11 protein-coding genes are annotated in these 13071 nt (G+C 66.2%); 3 read left to right on the top strand and 8 right to left on the bottom strand.

Annotated elements, in window-relative coordinates:
* Both RQG82_RS07680 and RQG82_RS07675 read right to left on the bottom strand, forming a co-directional pair.
* Positions 1 to 843: an NAD(P)H-binding protein gene (locus RQG82_RS07680; protein ID WP_311258510.1), complete on the bottom strand. Its 843-nt coding sequence runs from the start codon at positions 841 to 843 to the stop codon at positions 1 to 3.
* 71 nt (positions 844 to 914) lie between these two features.
* Entirely contained in the window at positions 915 to 1856 is a 942-nt protein-coding gene (locus tag RQG82_RS07675; protein ID WP_311258509.1) for a PDR/VanB family oxidoreductase, read from the bottom strand.
* A 399-nt stretch (positions 1857 to 2255) separates the two neighbouring features.
* Between RQG82_RS07675 and RQG82_RS07670 the strand changes: the two genes are divergently transcribed.
* On the top strand, positions 2256 to 3002 hold the full coding sequence (locus tag RQG82_RS07670; protein WP_311258508.1) for a sulfite exporter TauE/SafE family protein: 747 nt from the start codon (positions 2256 to 2258) through the stop codon (positions 3000 to 3002).
* 25 nt (positions 3003 to 3027) lie between these two features.
* Here the strand turns inward: RQG82_RS07670 and RQG82_RS07665 are convergent, their stop codons facing one another.
* The 3 genes from RQG82_RS07665 to RQG82_RS07655 form a co-directional block, all read right to left on the bottom strand.
* Positions 3028 to 3627 carry a TetR/AcrR family transcriptional regulator gene (locus tag RQG82_RS07665; protein ID WP_311258507.1) on the bottom strand — a complete coding sequence of 200 codons (600 nt, stop codon included), beginning with the start codon at positions 3625 to 3627 and terminating at the stop codon, positions 3028 to 3030.
* 100 nt (positions 3628 to 3727) lie between these two features.
* Positions 3728 to 6160: a glycoside hydrolase family 3 C-terminal domain-containing protein gene (locus RQG82_RS07660; RefSeq protein WP_311258506.1), complete on the bottom strand. Its 2433-nt coding sequence runs from the start codon at positions 6158 to 6160 to the stop codon at positions 3728 to 3730.
* A gap of 4 nt (positions 6161 to 6164) precedes the next feature.
* The gene (locus tag RQG82_RS07655; protein WP_311243616.1) at positions 6165 to 7445 is read right to left on the bottom strand and encodes an MFS transporter; all 1281 of its coding nucleotides are present in this window, start codon (positions 7443 to 7445) and stop codon (positions 6165 to 6167) included.
* A gap of 231 nt (positions 7446 to 7676) precedes the next feature.
* On the opposite strand from RQG82_RS07655, the gene RQG82_RS07650 reads away from it, so the two are divergent.
* Together RQG82_RS07650 and RQG82_RS07645 are read left to right on the top strand one after the other, a co-directional pair.
* Positions 7677 to 8588, top strand: coding sequence for a LysR substrate-binding domain-containing protein (locus RQG82_RS07650; protein ID WP_311258505.1), 912 nt, complete (start codon positions 7677 to 7679; stop codon positions 8586 to 8588).
* Between the two features lie 225 nt (positions 8589 to 8813).
* Positions 8814 to 10154: an aminotransferase class III-fold pyridoxal phosphate-dependent enzyme gene (locus RQG82_RS07645; protein ID WP_311258504.1), complete on the top strand. Its 1341-nt coding sequence runs from the start codon at positions 8814 to 8816 to the stop codon at positions 10152 to 10154.
* A 162-nt stretch (positions 10155 to 10316) separates the two neighbouring features.
* Here the strand turns inward: RQG82_RS07645 and RQG82_RS07640 are convergent, their stop codons facing one another.
* The 3 genes from RQG82_RS07640 to RQG82_RS07630 form a co-directional block, all read right to left on the bottom strand.
* A complete protein-coding gene (locus RQG82_RS07640; protein ID WP_311258503.1) occupies positions 10317 to 11162 on the bottom strand; it encodes a DJ-1/PfpI family protein in 846 nt (281 codons plus the stop codon).
* 80 nt (positions 11163 to 11242) lie between these two features.
* Positions 11243 to 12022 (bottom strand): ABC transporter ATP-binding protein, encoded by a 780-nt coding sequence (locus RQG82_RS07635; protein ID WP_311258502.1) that lies wholly within the window; start codon positions 12020 to 12022, stop codon positions 11243 to 11245.
* Positions 12019 to 12990, bottom strand: coding sequence for an iron ABC transporter permease (locus RQG82_RS07630; protein ID WP_311258807.1), 972 nt, complete (start codon positions 12988 to 12990; stop codon positions 12019 to 12021). The genes RQG82_RS07635 and RQG82_RS07630 overlap by 4 nt, the downstream gene beginning before the upstream one ends.
* Positions 12991 to 13071 lie beyond the last annotated feature (81 nt).

Raw genomic sequence — 13071 nt, 5'->3', positions numbered from 1 at the left:
TCAGACGGCGAGGTCTCGCAACCAGGCCTCGACGGTCCGCGGAGTGATGCCGAGAAGCTTCTGCGCGGAGCGCTCTTCGTCGATCACCTCTCCGGGCTGGGTCCACCGGAAGTGGTACGAGTCGACCACGGGGCGCGCAGCATCCGCCCCGAACATCGGGATGATCAGTTCGCCGTAAGCCTCGGGCTCCTGTGCCTCGAACACGACGGGCTTGTCGAAGTACCGAGCAAAGCCCTCGGCGAGATCTGCTCCGAGCTGAGGAGGAAGCGCGCCGGCAGTGACAACACCCGTGACCGAGTCGTCCGTCAGCAGTGCGACGGCGATGTCGGCCATATCGAGGTGCGACACCCAAGAGACGGGGTAGTCATCGCGAATCGGGTAGTGCAGCGCTCCGTCTTCCCGAGCCGGGCCCAGCGTGACCGGCAGCAGGAGGTTCTCCAGGAAGATACGGGGAGCGATGACCGCGTACGAGACACCCGACTCCGCCAGGGCCGCCGCGAGCACGCCGTGCGCCGTCAGCGTTCCGTCGGGAAGCTCGGTGGGATAGCCGCTGGTCGAGAACACCACTCGACCAGGACGCGCCTGAGAGACAGCCTCACCGATCGCCTGGGCGTAAGCGAGTTGCTGGTCGGGGCTGGCGAGCGGCAGGTGCACGAAGACCGCGTCCGCACCGGTGTAGGCCTGCACCAGCGACTCCACAGAGGTGTTGTCAATGGAGATTGCAGGTGCGGTCGCCTTGGCACTGTCGCGCACTGCAGCCGTCGGGGTGTGTCCCGCCGCGAGCAGAGCAGCAAGAACAGGGGAACCTTGAGCGCCGGTGGCGCCGTGAACGATGATTGTCATGATCCCATTAGTGCATACGATGCATCGGTTATGTCAACTGCATTAATGGAGTTTGGACCGATCCTGATCACTTAGATGTCGAGCGTCAGCTCGGCGGTGAGTGAACGCGAACAGCACACGTTGATCTGAGAGTGCGTGGCGTGTTCCCGCTCGCTCTGCACGTGGTCCCGATGATCGGGCACACCCGCCAGCACCGGCACGATGCATGATCCGCAGACCCCCTGCCCACAGCTGCGGTACGTCTCATACCCGTGGCGCTCGAGCACGGAAGCGATCGACTCGGTGGCCTCCACCCTCATTGCTTGTCCGGTCGATGCGGCGACCACGGTGAACGCCCCATCCGCAGAAGAGCGAGGCGGCGCTGCCGAGGAGAAGCGCTCCGTGACGAACTGGTCGTCGCGCCACCCATACTCCAGTGCCCGCTCTCGCGCGAGCGCGATGAACCCCTCCGGCCCGCACGCGTAGATCATGCCGTCGGCCGTCGGCTCGAGGAGGCCGCGCGGCCCACTCTCACGGAAGGAGTCACCCTCATCACTGAAGTGCGGGAAAACCGATGCTGCGAACGAGCCCGACCGCAGCTGCTCGAGCAGCGGGAGGGAAGCAGCACGTGGGGCGTACGCGTGCAGCTCGAAGGCACTCGCGCTGCGATGCAGCGACTCGGCCATCGACACAAGCGGAGTGATTCCGACTCCGCCCGCGAGCAGAAATGATCTCGACGCTCCGGACTTCAATGCGAAGGTGTTGCGCGGCGGAGAGATGTGCAGCCGATCGCCGACGCCCACATTGTCATGCACGTGACGTGATGCGCCGCGCCCTAGATCCTCCTTCTGCACGCACACCGAGATGACTCCCTCTTCAGGCGACGCGTCGACGAGAGAGTATTGACGGATCAGCGTTCCCGTCAGGTGGAGGTCGACATGAGAGCCCGGCTCGATCGTGATCGTGGCATCGGCCCGCATGAGCCGAAGGTGAAGCAGCACTGCACGGTCGGAGACGACCGTCCGCTGGGACACGACCACTTCGAGGCGCGAGGACCGCGATCGGCTCCCCGCCACCGCATCCTGCCGATTCCGCCTGCGCACCGCGCCCAGAAGCCCCATCTTCCGCTCCTCTCATGTGAGCGGCCACGTGCGGGGTGCCCGCGGTCCGCGCTCTGCACGAACAGACGACGACGGCGAGCCCTGGTGACGACCATGGCCCGCCGTAGTCTGTTCAGTTTTCGTGCATCTTAACTCTACAACATGTAGCTTTACATTCGCACACGCGATCGACGCGACTCCGCGCCATGTATCGGCGGCGATAAGTGACCCCGATACAGACCGTGCGCACGGTCTGTATGTTACAGTGGCTTCCACGCGACGCCGCGACGCTGTCACCTCGGCTGTCGAGACGCCTGACAGAAGGAGACCCCAGTGCTCATCGTGATCATCGCTCTCGGAGTGGTCATCGGGGCACTCACCGGATTGCTGGGGGCTGGTGGCGGAATTCTGACCGTCCCCGCCCTGGTCTACATCGTGGGGCTCCCGGTCTCCTCGGCGATATCGACCTCCCTCGTCGTGGGAGCGATCGGCCCTCTGGCCGCACTGGTGCCGCGCCTGCGAGGCGGCGTCGACTGGAAGATGGTGTTGCCCGTCGCGGGAGCGGGCGTGGTCGCGGCATTCGGCGGCACGCTCGTCGGCCGGCTCATCTCGGAGGAGATGCTCCTCCTACTCTTCGCTCTTCTGATGGTGGCCTCCGGCGTGCAGATGCTCCGCGGACGGCCTCATGCCACAGGCAACGACCGCCGACCGAAACTGTGGGCCCTGCGGGGAATCGCTGTCGGGCTGCTCGTGGGTTTCCTGACCGGCCTGCTCGGCATCGGAGGCGGCTTCATCACCGTTCCCGCTCTGGTCTTCCTGCTCGGAATGTCCATGAGGCTGGCGATCGGCACCTCACTGGTCATCGCCATGATCAACTCATTGGCCGGCATCACGGCGCACGCGGGGGTGTCGAACCTTGACTGGGGGCTGATCATCGCCTTCGTCGTTCCCTCGATGGTGGCATCGTTCGGGACAGCGCTGCTCGCGAAGCGCATGAGCAATGTGTTCCTGCAGAAGGCCTTCGCGATCATGGTCCTGACAGTCGCCGCCATCACGGTGGCGCAGGTGCTTCTGCCCTGACCGGCGAGTGCGCCGTTCAGCGCCGTCACGAAGACGAAGGACCGAGCTCCCAGCACACTCGGAGACCGGCGATGTGAGCGGATACCTGACTCACCATGTCGATGCGCCGGTCGACCAACCATTGCTGTTGAATGCCGTCGAGCACCGCGATCGTGTTTCCGACCAGCAGCTCTGTGGGAGCATCCGCGCGGATCACGCCCGACTGCTTCCCCTGTTCCACGGCGTCACCCAACCACGCTCGTGCGCTGGCGTAGTGATCTCGCAGCCATTCATTTGCCGGATGGTCGGGCTCGGTGGCCTCCGCCGACACGCGGACGAACACGCCCACCCACTCCGGGCGGGTCGAGTTGCGGGCCGTCAGAGGCACGAGAGCCTCGAACGCGTCCCACCCGAGCGGAACCGTGCCGTCGCCGAACAGGAAACCATTGTCGTCCCGCTCACGCTGCTCCAGAATCGCTGCAAGCAATGCGACCTTCGAGGGGAAGTGATGCAGCAGACCCGACTGGGAGATTCCGCTGGCGGCCGCGACATCCGCGATCGACATCTTATGAAAACCGACCTCGGCGATCTGTTCCACAGCGGTGCCGACGATCTGCTGCTGCGTCTCCGCGGCAGATCGTCTCACACGACGCTTGCGGGTGTCAGGCGCGTATCTCGGGGGGAAGGACAAGGATGCCTCTCTCGACGGGGATCGAAACCGACTGACGGTGCACTGTCAACCGGCCTCAGGGAATCGTAACGCGGACGTCTCCCAAGCCTCGACCTATGAGCACAGATCCCGCTCGAAGCGGTACCCACCGCTGCGCGTCCTGGTCCCAGCGACGCTGGAGCCGGAGGTCGCATGTGGCTCGAATCCTGACTTCCTGAGCGGGAAGCACATCAGACTGCCCCCAGCCGATCAGGCGGATCGGCTCGTCATCGCTCTCCGGGTCGAAGTAGATCTGCACGGTCTCACGACCGTCGAGCCGACCGGAGTTGCGCACCGTGACGTCGACAGCATCGATCCGCCCATCGGACGACCGCACGATCTGCGCCTCCGAGTACTCCCACGTGGTGAGCCCCAGCCCGTGCCCGAACCAGAAGGCCGGCGCCTCCCCACTCCCGAACCAGCCGCGATGGCCGATCGACGTTCCCTCGGCATACTCCAGGACACCCCGTCGAGGCGTGGTGCTCCACGCCGGTCCGCGGTGGTTGCCCACGGGGAAGGTGGTGACCAGACGACCCTCCGGAAGGACGTCACCCAGGAGCGCAGCCGCGACCGCATCCCCCGCTTCCTGACCGGGGAGACCGGTGAACAGCACAGCGTCGACATCAGCGATCCAGGGCATGAGCACTGGTGTGGCGGCGTTGATGACGACCACGGTGCGCGCCGCGACGTTCGCGACCGCCGCGACGAGAGCATCCTGATCGCCGGGCAGCGACAGCGTGTTCTTGTCCTCGCCTTCGGTCTCCTGGTCGGGAGTGAAGCCCACGACGACGACAGCCACATCGGCGGTCCGAGCCGCTGCAGAGGCGGCGGCGATCGCGGAGGCCGACGATCGCACCGCCTCGCTGACGACCAGGCCGAGGATGCGCGGCAGCGAATCCCTCTCCACGGTCGCAGTAACCAATTGCCCCGGCTCCACTCGCACTGCCGTGGCATGACTCTTCGGGCGGAAGAAACCGCCCCCAGGACCGGGGTGATAGTCGATCCGGTAGCTGCTCTCATGCCCCTCGGTGACCAGATGCCAGTTCCCGGGGCCCCGAGTTCCGAGCTGCACCATCCGGCCCTCCCGGATGTCCAGAGTCGCGCTCAGCTCGATGCGGGCAGCCCCCTCGAGCCATCCGATCTGGCTGTCCTCGAGCTCCGCCACTTCGAGATGGCGGCTGTGCACGAAATCGCCGGCGTCGTCGAAGACCCGCACGCGGATGCCGTGCTCCCCCGTTTCGGGATCACGCACGAGCGTGGGCTTCACGGTGGGCAGCGTCTTACGCGTCTCCACGCCGTCTGTGAAGATGACGTGGTCGGCACCGAGGCGCGCCGTCATCCCTTCGACGATCGTGACGACGTGCGGAGCGCGAACCTGAGCGGATCCGCCGCCCTGACCGATCGTGTCCGTGGCATGGCGACCGATGAGGGCGTACGCGGCATCCTCACGGAGGGGAAGGGTGTCATCGACGTTCTTGATCACGACCATGCCACCTGCTGCGAGTCGCCGGAGCTGCGCGCGCCGCAGCGCACCGGCGGGCGCCTCGACGGAGTCGGGCCAGCTGCGGGGTGCGGCGAGGCCTCCCACGCGATGGGCGAGCAGGAGCAGGCGCCGCACGTGATCATCGATCGCGACTTCTGAGACGGCGCCCGCGCGCACCTCCTCCAGCAACGACTCCGTCCAGGGTGTCGTCGGGCCCGGCATCACGAGGTCGAGCCCCGCGGCAGCGCTCTCGGCGGCCGTCTTCGTGGCGTACCAGTCCGACAGGACGAGTCCGTCGTAGCCCCACTCGTCTTTCAACACCTGGGTGATGAGCTCATGGTGCTCCGTCGAGGGAACCCCGTTCACGCTGTTGTACGCCGCCATCACGGTCCAAGGATTCGCATCGTCGACCGCGATCTCGAAGGGCGTCAGGTACACCTCCCTGAGCGTCTTCGCCGTCATCCGCACATCAACCGTCGTCCGCTCGGTCTCGGACTCATTGCCGAGGAAGTGCTTGGCGCTGGCACCGACGCCCCGCTCCTGAAGCGCGTTGATGTACGCACTCGCCAGGCGGCCGGTGAGCAGCGGGTCCTCACTGAACGCCTCGAAGAGCCTGCCACCCAGGGGCGACCGGTGCAGATTGATGGTCGGCCCCAGCACGACGTGCGTACGCTGCGCCTCTGCTTCCTCAGCCAGGATCCCCCCGGCTTCGGCGAGCGCCTCGGGATTCCACGTCTGCGCGAGCAGGCTCGCATTCGGCAGCAGACAGCTCTCACGACCCCCGACGACGATCTCACCACGCACCCCAGTCGGGCCGTCCGAGAGCACGAGACCTTCGAGACCGATCGACGCATCTGCGTGCAGCGAGAAGTTGTCGGCGCCGGAGAGCAACCGCACCTTCGCTTCCAGCGTCAGCCGTCGAACGAGACCGGCGATGACCGACTCGAGTGCGGCGACTCCTGCGGCGTCCTCCTCATGGATCGTCATCGGTTCACCTCACGCTTCGGACGGGAATGATCAGCACGGCACCGACAACGGCTATCACGCCGGCGATGATGAGCATGATGTCGTAGTTGGTCCCGCTGCTCAAGCCGACGATCCAGGCGGCGAGCGCAGGCGCCACCACCTGGGGGCCGGCCATCGCGATATTGAAGACACCGAGGTCTTTCGCCGTCTCCTCCGGGTCGGGCAGCACATCCAGCACGAGCGCGAGGTCGACAGCCACGTAGGCCCCGAACCCGACCCCGATGATGGCCTCCGCCACGAAGAACATCATGGGCTCCGTCGTCTGCGTGAGAAGGATCGTGCCGGCGGCGAAGATGAGCGCTGCGACGACGATGAAGACCTTGCGCCGTCCAAGCTTGTCCGAGAGCCATCCGGCGATCTGGCCGCTGACGATCAGGGCGATCGTGAAGACCAGGACGCCCGTCGCCATGATGCGCACCGCTTCGGCAGGCTCGAGGTTCATCTCGTGCTGGATCCATAGCAGCCGGAAGGTGATGAACATGAAGTTCGCCAGCACGACCAGGAAGCGCGACCACCAGGCGAGTCCGAAGTCGGGGTTCTTGATCGGGTTCACCCAGAACGTCTTCAGCACCGTGCTGATGCCTCCGCCGGAACGGGCGGGGAAGGGCCGCGGCTTGTCGGGCAGCATGATCGCGTAGATGAGCACCAGGATGAAACCGACCACTCCGGGGATCAGGAAGAGAAGCAGCAGTTGCGTGGCGAAGAACTGCGCGGCGTAGGCGGCGCCGAGGGTCGCGGCCTGCTGGGCGATGCCGATGGCTCCGGCGACCTTGCCGCGCTGCGAAGAGGGGAGCTGATCGGCGATGGATGCGGTGTGCGCGGCGATTGCCGCATTCGCCGTGATCTGCGCGAGGATCCACCCCGCGCCGACGACCAGAGCCGTAGGCGCGATGGCCATGATCAGCAATGCGACCAGGAGACCCGCCATGCCGACGATCATCCAAGGCCGACGCCGCCCGAACCGGCTCATCGTCCGGTCGCTGATTCGCCCGAACACCGGGTCGAAGAACAGCGCGGACAGCGCGCCGATCGACGTGATCAGACCGAGCGTGCCGATCACCTCGTCCTGCGGCATCAGAGATTGCAGCTTCAGCACGAGTGCGGCGGAGATGACTGTCGACAGGGGAAGCATGAGGCCCAGGCGGGCGAGCACCATCGTGGTGACCACGGCGGGCCGGGCGCGCACCGTGGGTGCGGCGAAAGTAGGGGGCTGGGGTGAGTCACCGACAGCGGTGTCGTCGATCATGGCGCTCCTCATTGAGTTCTACGTACAGACCGAGCACTCGGTCGGTATGACCATAGCGCACTGCCGGGGAAGGCGCAACGCCCGGGTGATCACACCAGCCAGGAAGAGAAAACCGAACAATATGTAACACATCCGTCATGCGGAGGAATCGGCCGGGAAACGCTCCGCGCGTACGGTGTGGCTCACCCGGCATGATTCCCGTGCCGGGTCCGACGAACGGAGGTGGGGCGGATGGAACTTCGCCAACTCCGCTACTTCCTCCGCGTTGCGGAGACCCTTCACTTCGGACGAGCCGCCGAACAGGAGAACATCGCCGCCTCCGTGGTGAGCACACAGATATCTCGACTCGAGCGCGAACTCGGCATGGACCTGTTCCGACGAACGAGTCGGCGCGTGACCCTCACCCTCGCCGGTGACAGCTTTCGCGAGCATGCCGAGAATGCGCTGTCATCCCTCGACGCCGGGACTGCGGCCGCACGCAGAAGCATGATGGAGATGCAGCGCCTGCGGGTGGGATCCTTCGCTGATGATCCTCTGACGCATCGATTCCTCTCCACTTTTCGCAGCCGCTATCCCCGGGTTCCGCTGAGCTATGTCGAACTCTCCATCTCACACCAGGTCTCCAGCGTGATCGAGGGCGACGTCGACCTCGCCTTCGTCTGGCTCCCGGTCGACGACCCGCGCGTCACGGTCGATCCGCTCTACTCCGAGATGCCGGTCGCCGCTCTCTCCTCCACCCATCGCCTCGCGAATGAGGCGCGGGTGCACGTCGACGACCTGCTCGGCGACTCGTTCGCCCTCGCCGCCGCAGGGACCCCGCGCGAATGGCGGGCCCATTGGTCGCTCGACGCCTACCGCGGCGGTCCACCGCTCCGCTCGATCGAAGTGAGTTCGGCACGCGAATCCCTCGCCGCGGTGGCCTACAGCGGGACCGTGGACACCATGTCCACGAACTCGGCCGCACTGTGGAATCATCCCGGCGTCCGATTCCTGCCACTCCCCGACGCCCGCCCCACGAGCCTCGCCCTGATCTCCGCAGCGGACTCGCGGGAGCCACTGGTACAGGCTTTCCGCGAAGTCGTGGCCGATGTCGTCAGCAGCGAGCTCGACGCCGTGCTCGGGGCCGTCTCACTCGTCAGCTGACACAACACGCTCGGACCCGTGTCGGCACCCGTCGGTCGCGCCATCCAGCGATTCGGAAGCCCCCGCGATCATTCGCTTCCACGGATCGATTGTTCGCATTCCGGCCATTGATCGGCGGCAAAGCGGCCCGCACCCTGGAAGGACCACGCAGCCCTCTCGGGCCGTGACACCCCGATCCCGATGTCCCATGGCCGCCAAGCCTGCCGGCCCACCCAGGAGAAGACGATGCTCACCCTTGAAACCGCCACCCGCCGATTCACCGAGAAGTTCTCGGAGTCCGCACAGCTCACCGTCGCCGGACGGGGTGTGATTCCCGGCGGCTACAGCCGGACGTCGTTCAACTTCGGCCCGCATGCCGTCTTCGTCACCGGTGGCGACGGCGCCTACATCGACACAGTGGACGGACACCGCCTCCTCGATCTGAACAACAACTTCACGGTCAACATCCTCGGCCACGGCGACTCCGTCATCAGCGATGCTCTGATCGCCGCGATTCCGTCCGGCGCCTCGTTCGGCAATCCCGTCACCGAGGAAGCCGAGCTCGCCCAGATCCTGATCGACCGCATCGCGTCGATCGACATGGTGCAGTTCTCCTGTTCGGCATCGGAGTCGATCCTGAGCGCAGTGCGGGTCGCCCGGGCATACACCGGCCGCACCAAGATCGCGAAGTTCGAGGGCGGCTACCACGGCTTCACCGACCCGGTGAGCATCTCCGGCCACCCGCACGACGCGGCCGAGTACGGGTCAGACGACAGCCCGCTTCCCGTGGCCGACAGTGCGGGCATCCCGGCGGCGGTCGTCGAACAGGTCGTGATCCTCACTCAGAACGACATGGTCGGCACCGAGCGGATCCTGCGCGAGCACGGGTCCGACCTCGCGTGCGTGATCCTCGAGCTCGAGAGCGGCGCAGGCGGCCACGTCGTCCTGCGCAAAGAGTTCGTGCAGATGATCCGTCGCGTGACAGCGGAACTGGGCATCCTCTTCGTCCTCGACGAGACCATGAATCTTCGCGGCGCCTACAACGGCATGCAGAGCCTCTACGAAGTCGCTGGCGATCTCACCGTCATGGGCAAGATCATCGGTGGCGGACTCCCCCTCGGAGCCGTGGGCGGGAAGGCCGAGATCATGCAGGTCATGGCCGACGGCACCGTACCGATCTCCGGCACGCACCACGGCCACCGTCTGGCACTGGTCGCGGGAATCGCGTGCATGCGCGCGCTGGACGAGGATGCCTACGACCGACTGAACACGATGGCGGCGCGCATTCTGTCGGAGGTCGGCGAATGGACAGCGGCGCGCAAGAGCCCGTTCACGATCTACGGCGGTGGATACTCCTCGCTCGCGTACGCCTACCGCACCGAGCCGGGTCTGACAGTGGAGACCCAGCGCGACCTGTGGCGCAACGTCGATGCGGACAAGACCCAGACCTTCTCACTCGAGCTCGCGAACCGCGGCTTCTTCCCTGTCGCGCGCGGCGAGATCTCCCTCTCCCTGGCGATGACCGATGACGACATCACCTCGTTCATCGAGGCCGTCAAGGAGATCGTCATCGAGATGGAGAGCTGACCGCACCGGAGCCTTCCGTCTCCGGCGCGGTCACGTCGCGAGAGCGATGACCCTGCCGAGGAACGTCAGCGGTGGGCGAGGACATGAATGCCCACGCCCACCGCTGGAGAAGAAATGTCGAATGCATGCATTTACTCTACGTGATGTAGATATACCGGTTCTTCAGTTCGTGGGCGCTCGAAGCTCCTCCTCCAACGGAGCGAGGAAGTCCCGAGACAACTCCGTCAGCGCTGCGCCCGCCAGCTCGGGGGTTCCGGTGTGGAACGGCGGCTCGGGAGCGTACTCGGCACCCAAGACTGCGAACCGCGCCATCTCCTCACCGGAGAGGTACGCGAGGAGCCGGATGCCGAGGTCCATTCCTGCGGTCACACCGGCCGCCGTCAGACGGTTGCCGTCTTCGACCAGGCGTTCGTCGACCTCGATCGCGCCATAGTCGCCGAGCAGGTGCCGTACGGCCCAGTGCGAGGTGGCCCGTCGACCGTCGAGCAACCCTGCATGAGCGAGAGCGATGGAGCCGGAGCACACACTGGTCACGTACTCGGCATCCTGACCGATCCGACGCAGGTGCTCCATGGCACGGGCATCCCGCAGGAGGATCCCGGTGTCGCCGCCGGGCACGAGGATCACGGACGGCGAAGTCGTCACCTCGTCGAGTGTCAACGCGGCCTCGAGCGCCACACCACTTCCGCTGACGACAGACTCGCCCGCGGGGCCGGTGGACACGAACTGCACCGTCGCTCCCGTTCCCGCGAGGAAGTGGAAGGGCCCGACCACGTCGAGGAGTTCGAATCCGGGGTGCAAGACGATCAGGATCGTCTTGTCGGTCGCGAATCGGACTCCGGGCAGCGCGACCAGGGCGTGGTGGGCGGCGATGGATCGATCGACGGCCTGCTGCTTGGCCGGATCATCTCCGATCACCGAGAACAGCGTGCTGGCAGACGGGTCGGACCCGGTCGAGTGGCCCGGGAGATCGCTTGTCCACGGAAGGTCGTGACGGTCTTCGTTCATGGGGTGCTCCTCATTTCTCATGGCCGACATACTGTCGGCGCGGGGGTGGGTGGTGTCGACGTTCGAAGCACTCCGGCTGATCAGCCGTCTGCGAAGACGAGCTGCAGGCGTCCGGTGAGCGGGTTGACGAGCGTGTCGGCGCGCACGCCGAACACGCGCAGCAGCAGCTCGGGCGTGAAGACCTCGTCCGGACCGCCGGATGCGACGACGCGGCCATATTCGAGCATGACGATCTCGTCGCAGTAAGACGCGGCCAGGCTCAGGTCGTGCAGGGTGATCAGGGTGGTGATCTCGAGGTCCCGGATCAGCGCGAGCAGCTGCAGCTGGTGTCGGATGTCGAGGTGGTTGGTCGGTTCGTCCAGCACGAGGATTTGCGGCTCCTGCGCCAGTGCCCGTGCGAGCTGGACACGTTGACGCTCACCGCCGGAGAGCGTATTTACATCACGGTCGGCGAACTCCGCGACGCCCGCGGTCGCCATAGCCCGATCCACGGCTCGCCGGTCTTCCCCGCGGTCCCCTGCGAGGAGTCGGCCGTGCGGGAGACGTCCCGTTGCGACGCATTCGGCGACGGTGAGTTCGAGGTCCGCGGGACTGTCCTGCACGACAGCGGCAGTGATGCGGGCGGCATCCCGGGCCCGCATCGACCAGACATCGCGACCATCGGTGAGCACCTGTCCTGCGGCGGGACGCAGCATCCGATAAACCGTTCGCAGGAGCGTTGACTTACCGCTGCCGTTGGGCCCGACGAGCCCGACGATGTTCCCCTGCGCGCGCAACACCACATCGTCGATGATCCGTCGACCGGCGATGTCGACATTGATGCCCTGAACTTCGAGCGGCGCTCCCTGCCCTTCGCTCATCTCTCGCTCCGACCGGAGCGTCGCAGCAACCATAGGAAGAACGGGGCCCCGACGACCGCGGTGAGGAGACCGACCGGCACTTCTGTCGGCGCGAGAAGCAGCCGTGCCCCGATATCCACGACCACCAGGAGCAACCCGCCGGCGAGTGCGGATGCGGGGAGCACCCATCGGTGATCGGAACCGATCATCATGCGAACTGCATGCGGGACCACCAGCCCGACGAATCCGATGGACCCGCTCACCGCGACTGCGACCCCGACGAGCAGCGAGGTGATGATGAACAGCATCAGCCGCATCCGTCCGACGTCGACGCCGAGGCTCGCTGCCGTCTCGTCGCCGGTGAGGAACGCATTCAAGACGGGAGCGAGCAGCACCAGGACGATCGTCGCCGCGACGAGGACGAGCGTGGGCACACCGAGGTCCTGCCATGTCGCCGCCGCCAGGCTGCCGGCGAGCCACGACAACACCTGTCCGACGCCCTGATTGGCGCCGCTGGATCGCAGGACGAGGTAGCTCGTGATCGAACTGAGCAAGTACGATATCGCGACCCCGGCCAAGACCAACCGGTTCGGTGCGACCCGCCCGCCCTGCTGCGCGAGCGCGAAGACGAGCACCGTCGCGAGGAAAGCTCCGATGAAGGCAGCGATCGGCGTCGACACCGACGCGAACAGCCCGCTCGTGAGCGTGAGTGCGGCGACCGCAGCCACGGATGCGCCGGAGGAGACGCCGAACACGAACGGGTCCGCCAGCGGATTTCGCACCACGGCCTGCAGCACCGCACCGGCGACCGCGAGCGCTGCACCCACGGCGAAGCCGAGCAGCGCGCGGGGCAGACGGAATTCCCACACGATCTGGTCGTCGAGCCCTTCGACACCACCGCCGCCCCACGGCAGCAAGTGCGCACCGATGACTTCGATGACACGGCTCGGTGCGATGTTCACGCTCCCGACGGCCACAGAGAGCACCACTGCGACGATGCATGCGACCAGGAGAACTCCGATGACCGGCCGCGACCGCCGCCCGGCGGGCGCACCCGACCGGGCCTGCCC

The organism is Microbacterium sp. WCS2018Hpa-9 (assembly GCF_031843745.1).
GTDB lineage: Bacteria > Actinomycetota > Actinomycetes > Actinomycetales > Microbacteriaceae > Microbacterium.
This window is presented reverse-complemented; position numbering and strand designations above follow the sequence as displayed.

Excerpts from the sequence above, each read along its gene's own strand:
- RQG82_RS07680 (WP_311258510.1), bottom strand. The coding sequence starts at position 843 with ATGACAATCATCGTTCACGGCGCCACCGGCGCTCAAGGTTCCCCTGTT.
- RQG82_RS07660 (WP_311258506.1), bottom strand. The coding sequence starts at position 6,160 with ATGACGATCCATGAGGAGGACGCCGCAGGAGTCGCCGCACTCGAGTCG.
- RQG82_RS07655 (WP_311243616.1), bottom strand. The coding sequence starts at position 7,445 with ATGATCGACGACACCGCTGTCGGTGACTCACCCCAGCCCCCTACTTTC.
- RQG82_RS07650 (WP_311258505.1), top strand. The coding sequence starts at position 7,677 with ATGGAACTTCGCCAACTCCGCTACTTCCTCCGCGTTGCGGAGACCCTT.
- RQG82_RS07645 (WP_311258504.1), top strand. The coding sequence starts at position 8,814 with ATGCTCACCCTTGAAACCGCCACCCGCCGATTCACCGAGAAGTTCTCG.
- RQG82_RS07640 (WP_311258503.1), bottom strand. The coding sequence starts at position 11,162 with ATGAACGAAGACCGTCACGACCTTCCGTGGACAAGCGATCTCCCGGGC.
- RQG82_RS07635 (WP_311258502.1), bottom strand. The coding sequence starts at position 12,022 with ATGAGCGAAGGGCAGGGAGCGCCGCTCGAAGTTCAGGGCATCAATGTC.